17 protein-coding genes and 2 CRISPR repeat arrays (1 of these 19 running past the window's edge) are annotated in these 24,556 nt (G+C 28.9%); of the genes, 13 read left to right on the top strand and 4 right to left on the bottom strand.

The genetic code is table 4. From position 1 onward, the window contains the following. Positions 1 to 610: direct repeats of the CRISPR family, unit length 36 nt; unit sequence GTTTTACTCTAGTAAGAAATTGTACAGCACAAAAAC; it reaches 281 nt to the left of the window's first position. A 106-nt stretch (positions 611 to 716) separates the two neighbouring features. The 4 genes from V3249_RS03495 to cas1 form a co-directional block, all read right to left on the bottom strand. Then, positions 717 to 2,375, bottom strand: a complete 1,659-nt coding sequence (locus V3249_RS03495; RefSeq protein ID WP_341517431.1) for an IS1634 family transposase — start codon at positions 2,373 to 2,375, stop codon at positions 717 to 719. Between the two features lie 171 nt (positions 2,376 to 2,546). Beyond that, positions 2,547 to 6,347: a CRISPR direct-repeat array (repeat unit 36 nt; unit sequence GTTTTACTCTAGTAAGAAATTGTACAGCACAAAAAC). 67 nt (positions 6,348 to 6,414) lie between these two features. Then, positions 6,415 to 7,188 carry a hypothetical protein gene (locus tag V3249_RS03490; protein WP_337897116.1) on the bottom strand — a complete coding sequence of 258 codons (774 nt, stop codon included), beginning with the start codon at positions 7,186 to 7,188 and terminating at the stop codon, positions 6,415 to 6,417. Then, a complete protein-coding gene (gene cas2 / locus V3249_RS03485; protein WP_044286051.1) occupies positions 7,188 to 7,496 on the bottom strand; it encodes a CRISPR-associated endonuclease Cas2 in 309 nt (102 codons plus the stop codon). Before cas2 ends, V3249_RS03490 begins: the two co-directional genes overlap by 1 nt. Positions 7,497 to 7,506: 10 nt before the next feature. Then, entirely contained in the window at positions 7,507 to 8,388 is an 882-nt protein-coding gene (gene cas1 / locus V3249_RS03480) for a type II CRISPR-associated endonuclease Cas1 (RefSeq protein ID WP_337897115.1), read from the bottom strand. A gap of 325 nt (positions 8,389 to 8,713) precedes the next feature. Between cas1 and cas9 the strand changes: the two genes are divergently transcribed. From cas9 to nusG, 13 genes are all read left to right on the top strand, one after another. Beyond that, positions 8,714 to 12,517, top strand: a complete 3,804-nt coding sequence (gene cas9, locus V3249_RS03475; RefSeq protein ID WP_341517666.1) for a type II CRISPR RNA-guided endonuclease Cas9 — start codon at positions 8,714 to 8,716, stop codon at positions 12,515 to 12,517. 372 nt (positions 12,518 to 12,889) lie between these two features. Continuing rightward, positions 12,890 to 15,262 (top strand): leucine--tRNA ligase, encoded by a 2,373-nt coding sequence (gene leuS, locus V3249_RS03470; RefSeq protein ID WP_337902514.1) that lies wholly within the window; start codon positions 12,890 to 12,892, stop codon positions 15,260 to 15,262. Positions 15,263 to 15,268: 6 nt separating this feature from the next. After that, a complete protein-coding gene (locus V3249_RS03465; RefSeq protein ID WP_129644558.1) occupies positions 15,269 to 17,263 on the top strand; it encodes a DHH family phosphoesterase in 1,995 nt (664 codons plus the stop codon). After that, the gene (gene rplI / locus V3249_RS03460) at positions 17,244 to 17,681 is read left to right on the top strand and encodes a 50S ribosomal protein L9 (RefSeq protein WP_277446613.1); all 438 of its coding nucleotides are present in this window, start codon (positions 17,244 to 17,246) and stop codon (positions 17,679 to 17,681) included. Before V3249_RS03465 ends, rplI begins: the two co-directional genes overlap by 20 nt. Further along, positions 17,674 to 19,071: a replicative DNA helicase gene (dnaB, locus tag V3249_RS03455; RefSeq protein ID WP_129644554.1), complete on the top strand. Its 1,398-nt coding sequence runs from the start codon at positions 17,674 to 17,676 to the stop codon at positions 19,069 to 19,071. The genes rplI and dnaB overlap by 8 nt, the downstream gene beginning before the upstream one ends. Further along, positions 19,071 to 20,309: a CNNM domain-containing protein gene (locus V3249_RS03450; RefSeq protein ID WP_313414064.1), complete on the top strand. Its 1,239-nt coding sequence runs from the start codon at positions 19,071 to 19,073 to the stop codon at positions 20,307 to 20,309. The genes dnaB and V3249_RS03450 overlap by 1 nt, the downstream gene beginning before the upstream one ends. Beyond that, entirely contained in the window at positions 20,287 to 20,982 is a 696-nt protein-coding gene (locus V3249_RS03445) for a YgjP-like metallopeptidase domain-containing protein (protein ID WP_337896813.1), read from the top strand. Before V3249_RS03450 ends, V3249_RS03445 begins: the two co-directional genes overlap by 23 nt. Beyond that, positions 20,969 to 22,177 (top strand): cysteine--tRNA ligase, encoded by a 1,209-nt coding sequence (cysS, locus tag V3249_RS03440; protein WP_337896814.1) that lies wholly within the window; start codon positions 20,969 to 20,971, stop codon positions 22,175 to 22,177. Before V3249_RS03445 ends, cysS begins: the two co-directional genes overlap by 14 nt. A gap of 33 nt (positions 22,178 to 22,210) precedes the next feature. Next, positions 22,211 to 22,900 carry a 23S rRNA (guanosine(2251)-2'-O)-methyltransferase RlmB gene (gene rlmB, locus V3249_RS03435; RefSeq protein ID WP_337896815.1) on the top strand — a complete coding sequence of 230 codons (690 nt, stop codon included), beginning with the start codon at positions 22,211 to 22,213 and terminating at the stop codon, positions 22,898 to 22,900. A 25-nt stretch (positions 22,901 to 22,925) separates the two neighbouring features. Next, complete coding sequence (locus V3249_RS03430; protein WP_044284027.1) at positions 22,926 to 23,477, top strand: sigma-70 family RNA polymerase sigma factor; 552 nt, start codon at positions 22,926 to 22,928, stop codon at positions 23,475 to 23,477. 41 nt (positions 23,478 to 23,518) lie between these two features. Beyond that, entirely contained in the window at positions 23,519 to 23,659 is a 141-nt protein-coding gene (gene rpmG / locus V3249_RS03425) for a 50S ribosomal protein L33 (RefSeq protein WP_010320912.1), read from the top strand. Beyond that, positions 23,623 to 23,895, top strand: a complete 273-nt coding sequence (secE, locus tag V3249_RS03420; RefSeq protein ID WP_341517503.1) for a preprotein translocase subunit SecE — start codon at positions 23,623 to 23,625, stop codon at positions 23,893 to 23,895. The genes rpmG and secE overlap by 37 nt, the downstream gene beginning before the upstream one ends. Before the next feature lie 18 nt (positions 23,896 to 23,913). After that, a complete protein-coding gene (gene nusG / locus V3249_RS03415; protein ID WP_313363117.1) occupies positions 23,914 to 24,489 on the top strand; it encodes a transcription termination/antitermination protein NusG in 576 nt (191 codons plus the stop codon). Positions 24,490 to 24,556: the final 67 nt, after the last annotated feature.

Below are 24,556 nucleotides of genomic sequence, written 5' to 3'. Positions count from 1 at the left end.
TGCACAGCACAAAAACTAAAAGAAGTCAGAAAATTTTATGGGCTTGAGTTTTACTCTAGTAAGAAATTGTACAGCACAAAAACATTAGCTGAGATATTTCAGTTAGTCTAAAGTTTTACTCTAGTAAGAAATTGTACAGCACAAAAACTAATCACGAAAAAGCGTATAATTAGTCACGGTTTTACTCTAGTAAGAAATTGTACAGCACAAAAACAGATAGACGTCTAATTATCCGGGGTAAAAAGTTTTACTCTAGTAAGAAATTGTACAGCACAAAAACATCTAATACTATTATACCACCTTTTTAAAAGTTTTACTCTAGTAAGAAATTGTACAGCACAAAAACGAAAAACACGAGTACGGAAAGGGATACGGAAGTTTTACTCTAGTAAGAAATTGTACAGCACAAAAACGTAGTACTAAACTCTCTATACGGAAAGTTCGTTTTACTCTAGTAAGAAATTGTACAGCACAAAAACTTAAGTAGGGGGTGTTGCTGTAAAATTCTGTTTTACTCTAGTAAGAAATTGTACAGCACAAAAACGAGTTAAACAAAGGTGAAAGTACAAGTCAAGTTTTACTCTAGTAAGAAATTGTACAGCACAAAAACACTTGACCGTTATTCCCGAGTTTCCCAGTTTGGTGAGGTAATTTTAAAAAAGTATCCAGTTTTAGGGACTTTTTTAAGTTTTTGGAAAAATTTAATTACAATTTTTTTACTGATTTATTAACACATCATGGTAAAAATCATACCTATTTCAAATATTCGGATCACTAGGAACACCATCGCGATTTTTAAATGTTATTTGCTGATCTAAAGTGTTAAATTCAACCCTTTGCCTTAATTTTTGCAACATTGTTACTAAACCAACTTCAGTTAATTGACTGTTTTCAAATAATTTTTTATCAGCAATATGTTTGTTGATTTTAAATATTATAGTTTTTAAAATAACTAGTGAGATAAAACACAAAAGTGTGTGAGCTAGAATATGCTCGTCAATTCTTAAAAATACGGGGCGAATATTCAATAAACCTTTTAGACTTCTAAAATTAGCTTCAATATTCCACTGTTTTTGGTATTTTCCAACTATGTCTAAAACATTCAAATTTAGTATATTTGTTTCATAAACATAGTAGCCATCAAATTGTTTGTCTTTGTCAATTTTGCTTTGATCCAATTCAAATTTCATGTTTGAAATTTCCTTAAAATATTTAGGTTTTTTACCAAACAATTTGTTTACTTCAATAAAACCGTCTTTATTTTGTTTTTTAATAAAACTTTGGATTTGCTCCTCGCGAGCTTTTCTGTCTTTTATCGCTCTTTTTGTACTGTAAGTAATAATTCTTCTTCTAATATTTTCGGTGTATCTTTTATTCTTATAAGATGAATAAAATTCTTCTTTTTTATACTTAAAATCCGCGCTTACATTAACATAATCGCTTGGATCTAGTAAATAATTTTTAAATTTTTGAGTCCCTACCTTTGCATGATAAGAAATAATGAAATTATAGTTTCTTGATTCAAGAAATCGAATATTTGCAGCAGTTGACATACCACGATCAGCGATTATTGTCATATTTTTTATATTATATTTGGATTCAACATCTAATACAAAAGGGATTAATGTACTAGAATCGCCGGTATTTCCTTTAAAAACTTTAATATGAAAAGGAATACCATTTTTATCACACGCTAAGCCAATGACAATTTGATCTTCTTTGAATTTAGCATCTTTAGAATAACCAGGAATTCTTAATCCATTTCTTTCAAATGTCTCAAAATAGACTGTTGATGAGTCAAAATAAAATTCACTGTCCCTTTTTCCAAGTTCACTTGTTACCATTTTATTAAGACTGTCTAAAAGTTGATTTTGTGACTCAAAAACAAGATCTAAGAGTCTATAAAAGCTATTTTTGGAAGTATTTATTTGATTTGAGTAGTCATCCTTTTTATCAAAAGCATTAATAATGCTGCCAGGATCGGTGATCCGTTTTGAAATTAAGTAGTTAAAAATTTCTTTCATATTTTTATGTCTACTTTTAGGAAGTGATTCAAAAATATTGTGCTTTTCAATAAGTTTTTCAATTAATTCCCCGCCAACAAAAACCGAACCTTCGATTATGGTGGAATTTTTAATAGAATCAAGTAAAGCAATCTTGACTTTATGCATGTCATCTAAATTTGAAAACAATTTCAATTTTTCTTTGATAATTTGAATAGCATTTGGATTAATTTTTTCCAAATTTTGCACATTTCCTAAACTAAATCACCGTTTTGGAGATTTGCCATAACCTTGTGTTCAGCCAACATATTTATATAGTTTATCTTTCGAGTTTCCTCAAACATTAAATAAAACCAAATTTTGCTTTTTCATAATTTATAATTATACCATAAAAATTAATTTAAAAATGTAATTAAACGGAATTAATAAAAAATAAGGTTTTACAGTAAAAAAACACCGATTTACGGGTATTTTTGCTTATTCGCATTCACTAAAAAGTGAATTTTTGCCTTCAAACTGGGAAACTCAGGAAGTACAAGTCAAGTTTTACTCTAGTAAGAAATTGTACAGCACAAAAACACTTGACCGTTATTAAAAGCAGCAGACCCAGTTTTACTCTAGTAAGAAATTGTACAGCACAAAAACGAAAAACACGAGTACGGAAAGGGATACGGAAGTTTTACTCTAGTAAGAAATTGTACAGCACAAAAACAAAGACTCAATTCCAAGGATATTCTGGTCTGTTTTACTCTAGTAAGAAATTGTACAGCACAAAAACCACAAGTGGATCAGGAAAAACAACTATTACAGTTTTACTCTAGTAAGAAATTGTACAGCACAAAAACGAGCAACCAGTATTTTAAATAATACTATCTGTTTTACTCTAGTAAGAAATTGTACAGCACAAAAACTTGTATTGGTGAGTTTCAAAGTCACATGCCGTTTTACTCTAGTAAGAAATTGTACAGCACAAAAACTAATCACGAAAAAGCGTATAATTAGTCACGGTTTTACTCTAGTAAGAAATTGTACAGCACAAAAACAGATAGACGTCTAATTATCCGGGGTAAAAAGTTTTACTCTAGTAAGAAATTGTACAGCACAAAAACATCTAATACTATTATACCACCTTTTTAAAAGTTTTACTCTAGTAAGAAATTGTACAGCACAAAAACGAAAAACACGAGTACGGAAAGGGATACGGAAGTTTTACTCTAGTAAGAAATTGTACAGCACAAAAACGTAGTACTAAACTCTCTATACGGAAAGTTCGTTTTACTCTAGTAAGAAATTGTACAGCACAAAAACTTAAGTAGGGGGTGTTGCTGTAAAATTCTGTTTTACTCTAGTAAGAAATTGTACAGCACAAAAACGAGTTAAACAAAGGTGAAAGTACAAGTCAAGTTTTACTCTAGTAAGAAATTGTACAGCACAAAAACACTTGACCGTTATTAAAAGCAGCAGACCCAGTTTTACTCTAGTAAGAAATTGTACAGCACAAAAACGAAAAACACGAGTACGGAAAGGGATACGGAAGTTTTACTCTAGTAAGAAATTGTACAGCACAAAAACTGAATTCATCGCTTTTCAAAAAGGCTTTGAGTTTTACTCTAGTAAGAAATTGTACAGCACAAAAACAAAGACTCAATTCCAAGGATATTCTGGTCTGTTTTACTCTAGTAAGAAATTGTACAGCACAAAAACCACAAGTGGATCAGGAAAAACAACTATTACAGTTTTACTCTAGTAAGAAATTGTACAGCACAAAAACGAGCAACCAGTATTTTAAATAATACTATCTGTTTTACTCTAGTAAGAAATTGTACAGCACAAAAACTTGTATTGGTGAGTTTCAAAGTCACATGCCGTTTTACTCTAGTAAGAAATTGTACAGCACAAAAACACCCAATTTGACTCAATCAAGACAAGACTTGTTTTACTCTAGTAAGAAATTGTACAGCACAAAAACTCGGGAAACATTATTTTTTGAGAACTTTATGTTTTACTCTAGTAAGAAATTGTACAGCACAAAAACTGTAGGTCAATGTAACCTTTAACTTTGACGTTTTACTCTAGTAAGAAATTGTACAGCACAAAAACTAGATTAGGTCTGTTTGAACTATACCCAGGGTTTTACTCTAGTAAGAAATTGTACAGCACAAAAACTGACTAAAACGACTACTTGCTAAGTATATCGTTTTACTCTAGTAAGAAATTGTACAGCACAAAAACTCTAAATAAACGCTCGTTTTTCATGCTTTAGTTTTACTCTAGTAAGAAATTGTACAGCACAAAAACGAATATGTATAATTCCTTTATTTTTTGTTGGTTTTACTCTAGTAAGAAATTGTACAGCACAAAAACGAATATGTATAATTCCTTTATTTTTTGTTGGTTTTACTCTAGTAAGAAATTGTACAGCACAAAAACGAAATTGAAAACCAATTTTTAAGATATTTAGTTTTACTCTAGTAAGAAATTGTACAGCACAAAAACATTTCGTCATCGCTGGTGCTACAAAATCAGGTTTTACTCTAGTAAGAAATTGTACAGCACAAAAACTCCCTTTTTGTATAGTCTTTAAAAATTAAGGTTTTACTCTAGTAAGAAATTGTACAGCACAAAAACTCGATTTGAAAAGGATCCATTCCAAGAAATGTTTTACTCTAGTAAGAAATTGTACAGCACAAAAACTTGTGGGCTTCCATTATTAATTGATTGACTGTTTTACTCTAGTAAGAAATTGTACAGCACAAAAACATCAGCATTATTATAATGCAGAAGTAGTAAGTTTTACTCTAGTAAGAAATTGTACAGCACAAAAACAAAAGTGCCTTTCTAAAATCATTTGAGGCAGTTTTACTCTAGTAAGAAATTGTACAGCACAAAAACGATCTACAATCCTGTTAAATCTACTTGGAAGTTTTACTCTAGTAAGAAATTGTACAGCACAAAAACAAGGCTAGTGTTGATAAACAAAAAAAAGAAGTTTTACTCTAGTAAGAAATTGTACAGCACAAAAACTTATCGATAAGAGTATAACTTTATTTTATTGTTTTACTCTAGTAAGAAATTGTACAGCACAAAAACGCTAGAGGATCTAATTGACGACGAAGATGAGTTTTACTCTAGTAAGAAATTGTACAGCACAAAAACAGGCTAGTGTTGATAAACAAAAAAAAGAATGTTTTACTCTAGTAAGAAATTGTACAGCACAAAAACCTGTAAAGTATAAGTCAAGGTCGATTTCTTGTTTTACTCTAGTAAGAAATTGTACAGCACAAAAACGTCTTGGAAGTTTAAATACATTCCCTTTTTGTTTTACTCTAGTAAGAAATTGTACAGCACAAAAACATTAAATTTGGGTTTTTTCTAAAAAAATATGTTTTACTCTAGTAAGAAATTGTACAGCACAAAAACACGTTTTTGGGTATGCTTTGCCTAAGGAATGTTTTACTCTAGTAAGAAATTGTACAGCACAAAAACTTTTCTTCGTTATAAATTGCATTTAAAAGAGTTTTACTCTAGTAAGAAATTGTACAGCACAAAAACGACCCAAACAACTTAGTTTTAGTTGCTAGTGTTTTACTCTAGTAAGAAATTGTACAGCACAAAAACTACCAAAGTATATTCAAGCAGAAAATTTATGTTTTACTCTAGTAAGAAATTGTACAGCACAAAAACACCAGAGCGGTGCAGTCACCTCTTTAATTCGTTTTACTCTAGTAAGAAATTGTACAGCACAAAAACTGGTTGATTTGTCAACCTATATAATATAATGTTTTACTCTAGTAAGAAATTGTACAGCACAAAAACGGCCATTTATATGGAAAATTGCTTACTATTGTTTTACTCTAGTAAGAAATTGTACAGCACAAAAACACTAATGGTCATATTAATAACACTAACCTTGTTTTACTCTAGTAAGAAATTGTACAGCACAAAAACCTCAATCCTTTATTTAGATTTTAATGCTCTGTTTTACTCTAGTAAGAAATTGTACAGCACAAAAACTGTTTTGTTGTTTTTTCACGTTCATTCATTGTTTTACTCTAGTAAGAAATTGTACAGCACAAAAACAGACAAACGGTTGATTATTCGGGGGAAAAAGTTTTACTCTAGTAAGAAATTGTACAGCACAAAAACCGGTTTTATCAAAATATGTAGCCTGTATTTGTTTTACTCTAGTAAGAAATTGTACAGCACAAAAACTTTGTTAGCTGTTTAATAGTATATTTACGTGTTTTACTCTAGTAAGAAATTGTACAGCACAAAAACAATATGTTTCTGAGTATAGACGAAAAAATTGTTTTACTCTAGTAAGAAATTGTACAGCACAAAAACCTCATTTCCAAGAAAAAAAGGTATTTTTTTAAATTTTTAAACTAAAAAATCAACTATAAAAACGCTTTTAGTTTAAAAAGCTTGATTTTATTTTGTAAAAATGCATTTTTGCTGCCATTTTTTCTTCTTCAGAAGTGTATATTAGCTCACCTTCATCAATAGGACGATTTTTGAGATTTTCAAAATAACGAATAATCGGCAAATTATCAATTACATCAATTACAGTTTTCTGTGAATAAAAAGCAACTAATTCAAGTTCGTTAAATTTTGAAATATATTTTGTAAAGTCATTTGTCAAAATTAGGAAAGTTACATTATGGTATTTAAAGAGTTTTTCCAATTTTATATAATCAAGATCTTTCAGAATTACAAGTGTCTGTTTCATTGTACTAAAAATAATTTCCGCGAGATTTGCAAAGTTTTCCTTATTTATTAATATATCATTCTCGATGTTAAAAATTGCTTTAATTAGTTTTACATTATCAATTTCATAATTTAAAAATTCAAATCCTAGCTTTTGATTGATTTTGTCAACAATTCCATCGATTTTTTCATTTCGAAAAAAGATACTTTCGCTTCAATATTCATCATTAATTATGGAATCACCAAGTCAGTTTTTAGCACTTAGACTTAAAAATTCTGAAAATTTTGTCAAATTAGTGATTAAAACCGAATCCTTTAGTGATATTTTTCTTGACATAAGTTCAAAGGCCTTTGATTCACTTTCATATTCATAATTAAAAAGATGACTCAAAAATAGATCTGTATTTTCAGTTTCAATGATTTTTACGTTAGTTTTAAGTTGGACTGTGTTGTTAAGGTTGTTAAAAAATTTTAGCATTATAGTTTGATATAATCCTCCTCTAGATTATAGATTTCATTTTTAGACTTTGTGCCATTAAGAATTTCGATGTTCTGATATTGTTTCTCAGTTAACATTGCAATTCTAATATTTGAATTTTTTGGAATAATTCTTAAAAGCTTCTTTTTCTCACTGTTATATTGAAGGTGAGTTGGAATTATTTTAGAATAAATCGAGTATTGCAGCCTGACATATCCAAGTTTATAAAGTTCTTTAATGAATTTGTTATAAAGTTTATTATCATCTTCATTAATATAATAAATGTCATACATTAATAAAATACGCATTTCTCTAGTATTAACTTTGATCACTTTCTGTAGTAATTTCCTTATAATTTTCTTTTAAATTAAGGATGTCCATAATTTCAAATTCCATATATTTACTAAATTTAATATGTTTGCCTTTATATTCAATATGTTGACTAAAAGATTTAAAAAGTGCTTCTTTAAAATCTTGAAAATTAAGAAATTCAGCATTGATATGATTATAAACAATCTGGTCAACCCAATAGCGATAAGGTTCCATTAAATCGCAAGCAAGTGGAAAATTGTTATTAAAACTCTTATGGTAAATTCCAAGCCGATTGTCAAGACCTTTGCCACAAATAATTCGGGCAACATAACTAAGTAAGACAATGTAGCCATAATTTAACAGGATGTTAATATTGTCATCACCATTTTGATCGCGAATAAAGCCTTTGCCAAATAAAAGTTTAAAATATAACTTTGCTACATGGCCTTCGCGATTGTTAGTATCATAAGGTTGAACATCGTGGAAATAGTCTCACATTTTTGCTTCATCTTCTGAATTAATTTTCTGAATTGACTTTAAAACACTTATGGATCTTTGAATTTTTAATTTAATTATTTCTTGTCAAGTTTTAGTTTTATACGGAATATCCCATTTTATTTGCTCTTGAAAAATCTTGTTATTATAGTAGCCACTGTAAGGAATTATTAATGACTGCGGTAAATGATTTTTGCAAATAATAATGTTTACCTTTTTTTCAACAAGTTCATTGATGACTGGAATTGATATAGTTGCTCTGTCGTTTTCAAAAATTAAGACATCAACTGTATCAATTGGGAAAACAAATTTTTCACTGTCTTTTTTGATAACAATGTTGTTTAGAAAAAGATAAACGTATTCTGATTCGCTAATTTCAATGATTTTTTTCATAGTAATGCTCGTTTTTTTATAAGAATAAAAAAAATAAAAAAATAAATAAAAAAATAAAAAATGGTGTATAATTAATTTTGCATACATAAGTATGCGCACTAAATTTTACTATAGTAAGAAATTGTCGCACAAAAATAAGACGCATTATGCTGTCGAATTTCCCCACTTAGTGGGGTTTTTTTATTTTTTAGTAAAGGTTAATGCTTAAATTTTTGGTAAAATTTAATAAATGGCGAATTATAATTATTTAATAATCAATGATAAAAAATGCAAAAAATTAATATTTTTGAACAGAAAGGTTAAAAAATATGAATAATAAAAAAATATTACTATTGGCTTTGACCTCGGGATTGCATCTGTTGGATGAGCAATTATTGATAGCACAACAAGCAAAATAATCGACTGAGGTACACGAACTTTTGAAGAAAGAAACACGGCTAGTAAAAGACGCGCTTTTCGTTCAATTAGAAGGAATATTCGTCGAAAAGTATACCGTAATCAAAGATTTATTAACCTGATATTAAAATATAAAGACTTATTTGAACTTGAAAATATTAGTGATATTCAACGAGTTAATAAAAAAGATGCGGAAAACTACGAAAAAATAATTTCATTTTTTACAGAAATATATAGAAAATGTGCTGCAAAACATTCGAATATTTTAGAAGTAAAAGTTAAAGCTCTTGATTCTAAGATTGAAAAATTAGATTTAATCTGAATATTACACGATTACCTTGGAAATCGTGGCTTTTTTTATGATTTAGAAGAAGAAAATGTTGCTGAAAAGTATGAAGGAATGGAACATCCTAGCATTTTATTGTATGATTTTTTCAAAAAAAATGGCTTTTTTAAATCAAATAGTTCTATTCCAAAAGATTTGGGCGGTTATAGTTTTTCCAATTTGCAATGAGTTAATGAAATTAAAAAACTTTTTGAAGTCCAAGAAATTAATCCAGAATTTAGCGAAAAATTTTTAAATCTTTTTACTTCGTTTAGAGATTACGCGAAAGGTCCAGGGTCTGAACACAGCGCTAGTGAATATGGTATTTTTCAAAAAGATGAAAACGGAAAAGTTAGTAAAAAATACGATAATATTTGAGATAAAACTATAGGAAAATGCTCATTTTTTGTCGAAGAAAATAGATCTCCTGTTAATTATCCATCTTATGAAATTTTCAACCTGTTAAACCAATTAATTAATTTAAGTACCGAATTAAAAACTACAAATAAAAAAATATGACAATTAAGTTCTAATGATAGAAACGAACTTCTTGATGGATTATTAAAAGTAAAAGAAAATGCAAAAATAATATCAATTTCGCTCAAAAAAAATGAAATTAAAAAAATAATTCTTAAAGATCTTAAAGATTTTGGCTTTGAAAAATCAGATATTGATGATCAAGATACAATTCAAGGTAGAAAAATAATCAGAGAAGAACCAACTACAAAATTGGAAGTAACAAAGCATTTATTGGCAACAATTTATTCCCATTCTTCTGATTCTAATTGAATAAATATTAAAAATATATTGGATTTTTTGCCATTTTTAGATGAAATTTGCATAATTCTTGACCATGAAAAAAGTCGTGGGCAAGACGAAGTTTTAAAAAAATTAACTGAGAAAAATATTTTTAAAGAATTAAAGATTGATAGCGAAAAACAATTAGATTTTGTTAAATCCATCTTTAGTAATACAAATTTTAATTTTAAGAAAATTGGTAATTTTTCACTTGAAGCAATAAGGTTATTTTTGCCAAAAATGTTCGAACAAAATAAGAACTCAGAATTTTTAAAGTGAAAAGATGAAGAAATAAGGAAAGAATGGGAAATCCAAAAATCTAAATTAGGAAAAACTGACAAAAAAACTAAATATTTAAATCCGAGAATTTTTCAGGACGAAATTATTTCACCTGGAACAAAAAACACATTCGAACAAGCAGTTTTAGTTTTAAACCGAATTATCAAAAAATATTCAAAAGAAAATATAATTGATACAATTGTTATCGAGAGCCCCCGCGAAAAAAATGATGAAAAAAGAATTGAAGAATTAAAAGAATGAAATAAGAACAATGGTAAAGCAAAGAGTCTTGAAAAATTATTTGAAATTTTGAATTTAAAAAATAAAGGTTATGAACTTTCTGATTTAAAAACAAAGCCTAATAGTCTTACAGATAAATTAAGATTTTACTACCAACAAGATGGCATAGATCTTTATAGATTGAAAAAAATTGACATAGATGATTTGATTGATAAGAGCCAAGAATATGAAATTGACCATATAATCCCATATTCAATGTCTTATGATAATTCACAAGCAAATAAAATATTAACAACAAAAGCAGAAAACCAACAAAAAGGAAAATTAATCGCTAGTAAATATATAAAAGCAAAGGGCGACAAATTTTATAACGAATACTATGAAAAAGCAAAAGAATTATTCGATAAAAAGAATAAAACAAATAAAACAAATAAAACAAATAAAACAAATAAAAAGTCTAAAAAAATAGCTGCTTTAGTAGATGCTTTTGTATATTTGGATGAAGTTTCAGCAAAAAACAGATTTCGATTTTTGACGCTAGAAGATTACGATGAATTTCAAGTTGAATTTTTAGCCAGAAACTTGAATGACACAAGGTATTCAACAAAATTATTCTATCACGCGCTTGTAGAGCATTTTGAAAATAATGAGTTTTTCACATATATTGATGAAAATTCTAGCAAGCACAAAGTAAAAATATCAACAATTAAAGGTCATGTTACCAGATATTTTAGAATAAAGCCGGACAACGATAATAAGAAAGAAATTGAAAAAAATCGTGAAAATAACGAGCATCATGCTGTTGATGCAGCAATTGTTGCGATTATTGGTAGCCAAAACCCTCAAATCGCTAATCTTTTAACACTTGCAGATAATAAAAATGATAAAAAATATTTTCTTCATGATGAAAACCATAAAGAAAATATTGAAACTGGTGAGTTAGTTAAAATTTCAAAGTTTGAAGTCGATAAGCTTAAAAAAGTTGAAGATTTAAAGAAAATAATTCAAGAAAAATATGAACAAGCAAAAAAGCACACTCCTATAAAAATTTCACGAAAAATTCGCAATATTATAAATGGAGGTCTATCAGATGAGACATTATATGGATTTAAATATGATGAAAAGGAAGATAAATATTTTAAATTTATTAAGAAAAATCTTGTTACAACCGAAAACAAAGATTTAAGAAAATATTTTAAAAATCCTTTTGGCAAAAAAGCTGATGGAAAAAGTGAATATACAGTTTTAATGGCGCAATCACACTTGTCGGAATTTAATAAATTAAAGCAAATTTTTGAAGAATATAATGGTTTTAGCAAGGACTCTGGAAAAGCTTTCGTTGAATATATGAATGATTTGGCGTCGAAGGAACCAACTTTAAAAGATGAAATTGAATCAGCAAGAGCAGTTGAAAAATTGCTATATTATAATTACAAGCCCTCTGATGAGTTAACTTGTTGTGATAATATTGATAACAAAAATTTTAAGCGATTCTACAAAAACATTAGAATTATTGAGTACAAATCTATTCCAATAAAATTCAAAATTTTAAGCAAGCATGATGGCGGGAAATCTTTCAAGGACACGCTATTTTCGCTTTACTCGCTAGTTTATAAAGTTTACGAAAAGGGGAAGGCAATCTATAAATCTATTCCAGTTACTTCACAAATGAGAAAGTTTGGAATTAGTGAATTTGATTTTCTTGATGAAAATTTGTACAATAAAGAAAAACTCGATATTTACAAATCTGATTTCGAAAAGCCGATTCCTGTTAATTGCAAGCCAATTTTTGTACTTAAAAAAGGGTCAATTTTAAAGAAAAAAGGTTTAGATATAGATGATTTCAAGCAAACAAAAAATACGGAAAATGGAATTTATTATTTTATTTCATCAATCTCCAAAACTTCTAATGTTGATACAAAGTATGGACTAAAACCGGTCAACTTTAAAGTTGAGGAAGCCGCTCAACAATTAACAAATCCAATTTTTAAACAATATATTCTTGTCCATCTCGATGAATTGGGAAATGAATATCCTGTAAAAATAAAAGAGCACACAGATGATGAGAAGCTAATGTGCACAATTAAATAACTATTTTTCCCATTTTAATAGTAAAAGTTTATACAAAAGACTAAATATTTAATATTCCCGTTTTTGGTTTTTTATTTATCCTTTTCTTGTTCCGTTTTTGTAAATTTGCCCAAAATCTTGTCTAAAATGTAAAATTTTGGTTTTTAAAACCTTTAAATTCAGCAATTTTAATGTATTTATTTTGTCTACAATTGTCAATTTTAATTGTTTATTTTGACTTTCCTTTTTAATACTTCAGAAACTAATATACTAGTTTACCTTTATTTTATTAGTTTTTCTATTTAGAGCTTTGGATTTATCACAAAACCACTAATTTTGTATAACTTTGCACTCATTTTAGCCTTTTTATATTATAATTTAATATTTAGTATCATGTATGACCATAAATTAATAGAAAAAAAATGACAAAACTATTGGCAAAAAAATAACGTTTTTCAAACGAGTGAATCTTCAGATAAAAAAATCTATATTTTAGATATGTTTCCTTATCCTTCGGCAGCTGGATTGCATCTAGGGCATCCAATTGGATATACAGCATCAGATATAATTGCAAGATTTAAACGGCTTAATGGTTTTGATGTTCTTCACCCGATGGGTTGAGATGCCTTTGGTCTTCCGGCTGAACAATATGCAATTCAAACAGGCAACCATCCTGCAGATTTTACTAATAAAAATATTGAAAATTTTAAAGAGCAAATAAATTCTTTTGGTTTTTCATATGACTGAAGCAAAGAAATTAACACAAGTGATCCAAAATTTTATGAGCAAACCCAGTGAATTTTTAAGCTTTTATACAAGGTTGGCCTAGCTGAAATTCGCCAGACACAAGTAAATTGATGCCCAAAATTAGGTACAGTTTTAGCAAATGAAGAAATAAGTCGTGACAAAGACGGCAATTTAGTAAGTGAACGAGGCAGTTTTCCTGTTGAAATTAAAAAAATGGATCAGTGGGTGCTAAAAATCACAAAGTATGCCCAAAAATTGCTTGATGGACTTGAGAGTATAAATTTCCCTGACTCACTAAAGTTGCTCCAACAAAAATGAATCGGCAAGTCCCAAGGCGTTATTCTTAAGTTTTACTTTGAAAATAGTCAAGATTTTATTGAAATATTTACAACAAAAATTGAGACTATTTATGGTGTTAGTTTTTTAGCTATTTCACCCTTGCATGATTTTGCAACAAATCTTGCAAAAAAAGATGTTGAAATTAAGGACTTTATTGAAAAAAACAGTTTTTCTAGTCCCAAACTTCAAAGTCAAATTTCTGGTATATTTACTAATTTATACATGATTCACCCCTTAACTTTTCAAAAAATTCCGCTTTATATTGCAAATTATGTGCTAAATGACTACGGAACCTCGGCAATTATGGGAGTTCCAGCTCATAATTTAAATGACTTAGAATTTGCTAAAATTTTTGCAATTGACTATTTAGAAGTAATAAATGACCAAAATCTCCTGATAAATTCAGCAGAATTTAATAATTTCGAAGCCCAAAGTGCTTCAAAATTAATTTTTGAAAAGTTAGAAAAATTAAATCTAGCAAAAAAAAGTATTTCTTATAAAATTAAGGACTGAGTTTTTTCAAGACAAAGATATTGAGGAGAGCCTTTTCCTGTTTATTTTGATCAAGATGGCAAAATCTATCTTGAAGAAAAAATTGTCGAACTCCCTCATTTAGAAAAAATTGTTCCCTCAGGCGATGGTCAGTCCCCACTTGCCTTACAAAAAGATTGAGTTTTTTTTGAAAAAAACGGAAAAATCTACCGCCGCGAAACTAACACAATGCCCCAATGAGCCGGAAGTTCATGGTATTATCTTGCTTATATTTTAAAACAAAATGACGGCACTTATTTAAAATTAGACTCAAAAGAAGCTTATAAAAAACTGCAAAAATGACTTCCAGTTGACATTTATATCGGCGGACAAGAACATGCAGTTGGCCATTTACTTTATTCGCGTTTTTGACATAAAGTTTTATTTGAAGCTGGAATTGTTCCAAATTTTGAACCTTTTGATAGAGTTATTCACCAAGGAATGTTACTCGGACCGGACGGGCAAAAAATGTCTAAATCCAAAGGAAATATTATAAATCCTTACACAGTTTTAGATAAATATGGTGCTGATAGTGTTCGAATTTTTCTAATGTTTATGGGTCCAATTAATGAAAATCGTGCCTGGGATGAAAAAGGTGCAAATTCAATTTATGCTTGAATTCAAAGGGTTATTAGAATTATTTTAAAAGATTACAAAATTGATCCTGAGCTCGAAAAAGACTCTGAATTTAGCTACTTTTATAATAATTTTGTCTTTGAAATTACTAATTTAGTCCAGGATTTTAAATTTAATGTTGCTATTTCTAAATTAATGGTGTATATTAATTTTTTAAGTAAGCTTGATTCAATACCGTCAAAAAAATATCTTGTTGATTTTTTAGTAATTTTGTCAATTTTTGCCCCTCATATTTCAGAGGAACTGTTAGAAAAATTAGAGCAAAAACCGCTTCATTTTCACAGTTGGCCTCAGTTTGACAAGGCTAAAATTGTAAAAAATACTTATAATTTACCTGTTTCAATAAACGGTAAAACTAGAGTAATTCTCGAATTAAATGACGACCAAAGTCAAGATCAAATTATCGAAATTGCCAAAAAACACTATAAAATACAGCATTTTTTAGAAAATCACTCAATAGTTAAGACCATTTTTGTACCTAAAAAAATCTTAAATTTCATTGTAAAAAAATAAGCACTCATGAAAAAATTTCTTTTCCCGTTTTCAATTTCTTTTATAAGCTTTTTACTTGAAATTACGACTTTATTATTAAAAGTTATTTTTAATGATGCTTTTGATTTTTACCTTTTTTTCACATTAGCTGTCGGAATTTTCATAATTTTTATTATCTCGCTAACGGTTGGAATTGTTGTTTTTTACCAATTTGTAATTAAGCAAAATCACTTTTATTACCAAAAATTCGACCTTATTAACGAGGAAAATAATATTGGAATTATCAATTTATCTTCAACTTACAAAATTACAAAAGTTTCCAAATACGTTAAAGATTTATACCCAGAAAGATTAGTGAATCGTGATATTTTTTATCTTTTTCCCCAATATAAAAAGGTTGAAGATATTCCACCAAAATTTGAAATAAAAAGGGGAAATAACTGATTTGAAATTAATTATAATAAATTTGCATATTGAATTTCTTATCGTGATATCACACTTTTTAAGTCAATTTCGCAAGGTTATGAAAATAATTCGCTTGTTTTTGCCGAGGTTGAGGTTGATAATTTTGTCTCAACAAATTTTCGCAGTAGCGATCAAGACTACCCTAAAATCAAAATTTTTATTAATGATTTTTTTGAAAAATTGTCACAAAAATATAAATTTTTGTACAAAGAATACGCAGACGGCCGGATTATGTTAGTTTTACATTATGAAACTTTTGTGCTTTGACAAAAAAATCATTTTTACATTTTTCGCGACGAGAGCACTAAAATTGATGATACAACCGAAGTTTGATTTTCAGTCGGCTTTGGATTTGGCACAACAAATTTAGTGGAAGTAAAAAGACTAGCAAATGAGGCTTTAATTTTTTCAAAAACTCGTGGTGGAAATCAAGTTTCAATTTATCCTTATGGAAAAAGGCCTTTTTCTTATGGTTCTTATAGTGAATCTCTCAGCCTCCATTCGCTTGTTAGACTTAGAAGAATTGCACGACTTTTGGTTGAAAAACTCGAAAAAATTGATAATATAATAATTTATGGGCACATTAATTCTGACTTAGATTCATTTGGTTCTGGTTATGTTTTGGGTAATTTTTTAAAAAGATATGCTGAAGTTATTTACAAAAGAAAAATTAATTTTTATATTCAAAACCAGACTTTTGACACAACAACGACAAGATTTTTATCGCAAGCTGATTTTATCAAGAAAAATATTTTTATATCGCGTTCAGTTGCCTCAAAAATTACAATGGCCTCAAAAAATAACGATACTTGCCTTGCCATTTTAGTTGATGTTTCTGATGTTGAGCGAATTGAAAACAAAAAAGCTCTTGATCAAATCAATTTGGAAAATGTTTTTGTCTTTGATCATCACGGAATTAATTCCAAAATGCAAGGGATTTTGGAATTAATTCATGACTATATTGATGTCTCATCTTCATCAACATGTGAAATTATTACGCACTTAATTTTGCTAACAATTCACTCAGATATCAGCATTGATCAAGAATGAGCCCAAATTTTGCTTAATGGCTTATATGTTGACTCGGCTCAGTTTAAAAAAACTGCCAGTGCCTCGACTTTTGCGGCCGTTTCCGCCCTTGTTCGTTGAGGTGCAAAAACTGCAAAAACTGGTGAATTTCTCAAACTTAATGAAAATGAGTCAAAAATTATTAAAGAAATTCTTGAAAATGTCACCGAAGTTAAGCCAGGTTTTTTTCTTGCAAGTCTTGACCGGGAAATTGAAACTGATTTAGTCTCGATTGCTTGTGAGCAAATTTTGTTAGTTAAAAATCGGCAAGCTGCCTTTGTTGTGGCAAAATTACCACAACAAAAAAATTATAAAATGTCAGCTCGAGGTGTTGAAAATGTTAATGTTCAATATATAGCAGAGCAAGTTGGTGGAGGCGGAAATGTAACTTCAGCAGCTGCTTATTCAACAGTTGAGACTTTTTCTGAATTTGTTGAAAATATTAAACTTGCAATTCAAAGGAGAGAATATGAAAGTAATTCTACTTAAAGACACAAAAGATGGTCGTGCAAACAGTGTTGTTGAGGTTTCAGCTGGTTATGCTAGCAATTATTTGTTTAAAAATAATTTGGCAGAACCTTTTAATCCAAGAACTGAAAAACTTTTAAAAGAAAGACTAAAAAAAATTGAAGCTGAAAAGGAAAATAAAAAAAATCAGGCAGTTCAACTCAAAACTCAAATTGAAAATACTGTTTTGTGATTTAAATTAAAAGGGACACTTGATTCAGTCCACGGCGCAATTTCGGCTAAAAAAATAAAAAAGGAGCTTGAGACCAAAGATATTTTTATTGATAAGCACTTAATTCAAACGCCAGGAATTTCCAATTTTGGAACAAGTTATGTTACTGTTAAATTAAGTCCAGAAATTAGTGCTACTTTAAAAATAAACGTTGTAAAAGATGAATAATTCGCGATATACTTCCCCTGATATTGAGTCCTTTATAATTTCTTTTTTGCTTTCAAATCCCAGAAAAATTATCAATTATATTGATGCAATTGACCCTAATGATTTTAGCGATCTAAGACTAGTTGAGATTGCAAAAGCAATTAAAACTGTTGTTGCCAGCGTGCCTGATCCTGAAGTTAATTTAATAATTGAAGAACTGCAAAAAAATCAAAAGCTGGAAAAAATAGGCGGAAAGTCCTTCATAATTTGACTTTATAATAATAATTTTTCTCTGCCTTCAGAAATTACTTCGCACTTGAGGATTGTCAGCGAAAAAAAAACTCTACGTCAGCTCAAAAAAATCATTGAAGAATCAAGTCACGAACTAGATTTTGGTAAAAAAACTTCCATTGAAATTACAAGTCAAATTGTTGACAAAATTAATCTTTTGACTTTAGACAGCACCAAACAGTCTTTTTATTCAATTTATGAAATTGCCCAGGAAATTTTTCAATTTATTACCGAACTTCGCACAAGTCAAAATGTTATTAAAGGAATTTCGACTGGCTATGACAATTTAGATGTTGTAACTTCTGGTTTTCAAAGGGGTGAACTTGTAATTTTGGCAGCTCGACCCTCAGTTGGAAAAACAGCTTTTGCCCTTAATTTGGCCTGAAATGTTTGCAAAAGTGGAAAATCTGTGCTATTTTTTGCCCTTGAAATGTCAAACACAGATTTAGGAACTCGGCTTTTATCACTTGTCTCAGGAATTGAGGCCAATAAATTCAAAACACCGAAAAACTTACGCCCTGAAGATTTAATAAAAATTGAAAAAGCAATCTCAAAACGACTAAAAGAGGCAAAATTGACCATAAATGACTCAGGTTCGATCAATATTGACGACATTTTTTGAGAAGTTCAAAAACGCTATCGCAACAATATCAAATATGATCTTATTATTTTTGACTATTTACAACTTATAAATTCAAGTGCAAATAATCAAAATTACAACCGTCAAGTCGAGGTTTCAATTATTTCCCGAAAATTAAAACAACTAGCTCGAGCAGTTAATACGCCGATTATTGCTCTGTCGCAACTTTCAAGAAATGTTGAACGAAGGGAGGATAAAACTCCTTTACTTTCAGATTTGCGTGAATCTGGAGCAATTGAGCAAGATGCTGACCTTGTTGCTTTTTTACACCGCGACAACTATTATAATAAAAGAGAAGATGATCAGTCTAATTTTGACAGCGGTCCAAATACAAAATTAATTATCGCAAAACACAGAAATGGTCCAACTGGAACCTTATTTTTTAATTTTTTGCCTGAAATTGGCCAGTTTATTGCTGCCCTTGATTTTAATGTTGCAAACAAAAATAAAAATGATATAAATTTAGGATTAGAGGACTAATGCCGGGTTATTTTATTGCTTTAGGAATTGTTTTATTATTTTTATTTTTAATTTCGGCCATTTTTTCAGCAAGTGAAACCGTTTTTACCGCCACAAGTCGGGCTAAAGTTGATGAAAATATTTCTGATTCTTTTTGAGGAAAAAAGCAAATTCTTAAATATTATGACAATTATGAAAAAACACTAACAATTATTCTAATTTGAAACAACATTGTCAACATCGGAATTTCTATCATAATTTCGGCACTTTTTTCAAATTTAGCAATTAATGAATCGCTACAAATTTTAATTTCAATAGCAGCAACAACTCCGCCGTTAATAATTTTTGGCGAAATTTACCCTAAAATTTTCGGGCGAAAAAAACCGATTTTATTTTTAAAAGCTTTTTGATTTTTTATTACTTTTTTTTACTACTTTTTATTTCCACTAGCGGCTTTAATGACTAAATTTGTCAAAAAAATCAATGTAACAAACACGGAAAATGAGCTAAAAAAAATAATTTTACAAGCTCACCAAGAAGATGTTCTTGAAAAAGATGAATCTGACTTGGCAATTCGAGCGCTTGAATTTGACTCTTTTACAACAGCCAAACATTTTACCAAACTTGAAGATGTTGTCTTTGTAAAATATGAAGATAGTCTTGAGTCGATCAAAGAAGTAATAATTGACTCAAATTTTTCTCGAATTCCTGTTTGAAAAGATGACAATTTTGTTGGAATTTTACTTTCAAAAGACATTTTACACCTTGATAAATTTGATATCAATGACCATATAATAAAAACACCTCTTCTTCTTTCGACTTCTTTGATTAAAACAAATTATGAGATTTTGAAAAAATCAAAATCTCATTTAGGCTTTGTAGTTGAGTCAAATAAATCACAAAAAATCGTTGGAATTCTTACATTTGAAGATATTCTCGAGTGTCTTTTAGGCCCAATTTATGACGAGTATGACTATCGCGATGACCTTGATTTTTATCAAATTAGTCCAAATCAAATTACAACAAAAGCTGAAACTTCTATTTTGACAATTAACAAAATTTTAGCGGTCAATCTTCCTGTTAATTTTAAAAATTTAAATCAGTGACTTTTATCCCAAAGTTCGAAAAAAAAGCTGGTTTTAGGGGCGAAATTCTATTTTGACTGGCCAACATACAAACTTGAATTTGAAATTATTGACAAAAGCGCAAATACAATCGAACTAAAAATAACTAAAAATGAATTCCAACAAAAAAGCTAAGTTTCGCGAACTAAAAATAGACCTAAATGGCCAAAATTATCCTATTTTTGTTGAATTCAGGCCTAAAAGTTCGCGCCTGATAGTTAAATTAGTTGATGACTATATTTTGGTTCAGACCGGACTTATTCTAAGTGATGAAGTTTTAATCAGGAGTGTCAGAAATTCAAAATATTTTAATAAAATTATAAATATTTTGCCACTAAGACAAGTTTTGCACTTTTCTGAATCTTTTTTTTACCTTTTTGGTAAAAAAAACTATTTTAGTCTAATAAAAACAAAAAATAAACTCTATTTGCAAAGTCAGTTTGCTATTTTTTCCTTAGGTCGGCCAAAAAATATTGAGGCTAAAATTGAAAAACTGTTAATGAAACATTTTGAAGACTACCTGATTCAGCGAACAAAATTTTGAACCAAAACCTTAGAAGTCCCTGATTATATAGTCAAATTATCGCGAAAAAATACATCATGAGGCACCAATTATTATCGTCAAAAAATTCATTATAGCAAATATTTATTTGCATTTTCCAAGGAAATTATCGATTATGTAATTGTTCATGAGGTAGTTCACCATTTTTTTCGCAACCACGGCAAGCTTTTTTGGGAAAAAATTGGTAAAATTATACCTAATTACACTGATTTAGTTAAAAAATTAACGAATTATGAGCTCAACTAAAAGTAATTTGAATGTTTATCTTTGCGGTCCTACGGTTTATAATCACGTTCACATCGGCAATTTAAGGTCGGTAATTGTGTTTGATTTTTTAGTTTCAGTATGAAAATACTTTGGCAAAAAAGTTAATTTTATCCAAAATATCACCGATATTGATGACAAAATTATCGAAAAAGCAATGGAATTAGGGCTAACTGAAGCTGAATTAAGTCAAAAATACATTTTTGAATATTTCAGTGTTCTTGAAACATTTAACGTTAAAAAACCTGACAAAATTATAAAAGTAACGCAAATTCTTGACAAAATTATCGACTATATTGTGGAGTTAAAAGATAAAAATTTTACTTATTTTAACCAAAACGGCGACCTTGTTTTTGATGCAAGTAAAATTGCAAATTACGGTGTAATTTCTCAACAAAAAGTCCACAATTTGTATCAAAAAGATCGTCAAAGTAAATCTGTAAACGATTTTGTTTTGTGAAAAAAAACAAAAAAAGGCGTACTTTTTGAATCTCCTTTTGGCCTAGGTAGACCTGGCTGACATACTGAGTGTTCAGCAATTATTTATAATCATTTTGAGAAAAATTCAGTGGATATTCACGGAGGTGGTGTTGATTTGATTTTTCCGCATCATGAAAATGAAAATGCCCAACATTTTGCGTTAACAAATGAGCCAATTTCAAAAAAATGAATTCGTGTTGGCTTTGTAAATTTTAACGGTAAAAAAATGTCTAAATCAATCGGAAATATAATTTTTGCAAAAGAATTTGCCAAAAAATATGACCCAGATGTTCTTCGTAGCATTTTTTTGTCAATAAATCCTAGTGTCCCGATTAATTTAACAGATGAATTAATCCAAAATCACCAAAAATTAATAACAAAATACAAAAAAATTTATTTTGACTGAATTCTTAATCCTAAAGAAATTGAAAAAAGCCTTGTTGATCAAATTTTATCACTTATTGAAGAACAAAAATTTTCTAATGCCATTTTTTTAATTTCTAATTTAGCAAAACAAAAAAAGAATTCAGAAATTGTCTTTATATTCAAATTACTAAGATTTAGCTTTGCAAAAAAAGAAATTAACTCTGAAGATCAAGAAAATATTGAGATCTGAAAAAAACTCCTTGAACAAAAAAAATATGAAGAAGCTGATAAATATCGCGAAAAATTATGAAAAAGGTTCATTTTTTCATAATTTTTTCCGCGTTTCATATGAAAGTGAAAAAATATGCTTAAATATATCTGTGGCAAGAATTCGGTGATAGAAGCAATTAAAAATGGGTTTGTTTTTAAACAAATTTACTGTTTAAAACAGCCCGATAGTCCAATTTTTTCGAACCAAAAAGTACAAATAGTTAATAAAGATTTTTTAGATAAATTAGTTTTTGCCAACCACCAAGGTTTTGTTGGCGTTGTTGAAAACTTTAAATTTTTTGAAATTGATGTTTTAAACAAGGATAGACCCGAAATTGTTTTAATTCTTGATCATATTCATGATCAAAATAATCTCGGTAACATTATTAGAACAGCAAATTGTTTTGGAATTAAGCATATAATTTTGCCCAAAAAGCGAGCAGCTAAACTAAATGAAACCACATTCAAAGTTGCATCAGGTGGCTTTATTGGTATCAAGTTTATTCTTGTAAATTCAATTGTAGCTGCAATTAATAAACTAAAAAAAATAGGTTTTTGAATTTATGCCACTGATTTAGGCGAAAAAAGTAAAAAAATTAATGAAATTCAGTTTAATTTTCCCTGTGCAATTATAGTTGGCAATGAGGCTACTGGAATTAAAAAAAGTAGTTTGTATGCTAGCGATGAGTCATTTTTTATTCCGATGGAAGGTAAAATTGATTCTCTAAACGTCACAGTTGCAACGGGAATTATACTTTTTTATCTAAAAAACAAACAAAAATAAAGAACTATGAGGTTTTATTTACAAAATGTGATTAGATCGTAAGAAAAAAATAGCAAAAAATAAGAGATATTTTACCGTTTTAAACAAATATTCGCATATTTTATTAGCTTGTTCAAAACAAGTGATAAAAACTTTTGCCCTCACACCGATAACTTATCAAGACTTATTTAATGCTTCAATTGACAAATTTGTGCAGTTATATGAAGAATTTGACCCTAGTTTAGGTATCCCGCTTGAAAATTATTTGGTTCACAAAATTAAACTGTTTATGTTAGGGTATGCAACTTCTTTTACCACAAAAAACTATCAAATAGCAAATTTTTCAGTTTCACTTGATGAATTACCTGAAAATATTGAATTTGCTGTCGAAAGCGAGCTTCACAAACTAGAAATTCAAGATATTTACAACCGAATTACCGAATCTTTTGACGAACTTGAGATGGAAATGTTTGAAATGTTTTTTATTCAAGATATTCCAACTAATGTTATTGCTAAAAAAATTGGCATCACCACACAAAAGGTTAATGATTTTATTCGAGCTACAAGTAATAAATTAAGAAGTTTTTTCCTAAATTAATATATAATTATAGACTGTAATGTTAAATTTTTAGGATTAATATGAAGAAAAAAATTAGTCTAAGCTGCTTTGTTTGTAAAAATCGGAACTATAAAACAAATAAATCGCTTCAAACTCGCCTTCAGATTAATAAATTTTGTAAAATATGTCGCAAATCTACTTTACACCAAGAGGAAAAATAATGTGAAAAAAACAAGCAAAAAATGTTAAAGTCCCCGACGAGACAAAAAAAGGCAAAAAAAAATTTTTCTTTCGCCTTTTTATTAAAGAAATGAAAAGGGTAAAATGACCAACAAGTCGAGTCGCTTTTCAAAGTTTTGGGCAAACAATAATTTTTTCACTTATTTTTATGGCCGTTTTTTTCGCAATTACAATTATTGCTGCCTATATTTGAAATCAAGCCGGAGTAGGAATTTAGAAAGGAGCAAAAAATACTATGAAAATATATAAGTGATACATGATTTCAACTATTTCATCAAAAGAAGATGTTGCAATTACTTTACTTAAAAACCGAATAAAATATGAAAATTTAGAAGAGCACTTTCAGGAAATAATAAAATTTGATGTCCCTTATTATGAGGAAAGCACAAACGGAAAAGCTGAAAAAAAACTCAAATATCGTAATTTATATAAGGGCTACTTTTTTATCAAGATGAATATGGTTGATAAAGCCTGATTTGTTGTTAGAAATACTCAATATGTAACAGGACTTGTTGGTTCTCATGGTAGAGGAACTAAACCAACGCCAATTTCAATTCGGCAATTCGAGCGAATGAAAGAAAATTGAAATCAAAAAGTTCTTAGTTTTCAAGAAACTAACGATACTACTGCAATAACTTGACAAATTGGCGATTGGGTAAAAGTGACTCAAGGTCCTTTTTCTGGCGATATTGGTAAAATTATCGAGATGAATGAGACTAAAACCTTAATAACAGTAGAACTTGAAAATGTTTTTGGGCGTAAAGCTCCTGCGACCTTTGAATATAAAAATTTAAAAAAGTTCAATAACTAAAACTTCAGCTTTAGTGACTGAATTTTAAATATTTTTTTAAATTTAGCTCTATCTATCAAGGCTAAAA

It is taken from the genome of Mesomycoplasma ovipneumoniae (assembly GCF_038095995.1).
Taxonomy (GTDB): Bacteria; Bacillota_I; Bacilli_A; order Mycoplasmatales; family Metamycoplasmataceae; genus Mesomycoplasma; species Mesomycoplasma ovipneumoniae_F.
Note: the sequence above shows the minus strand (reverse complement) of the source record. Positions and strands in the feature narration are given on the sequence as shown.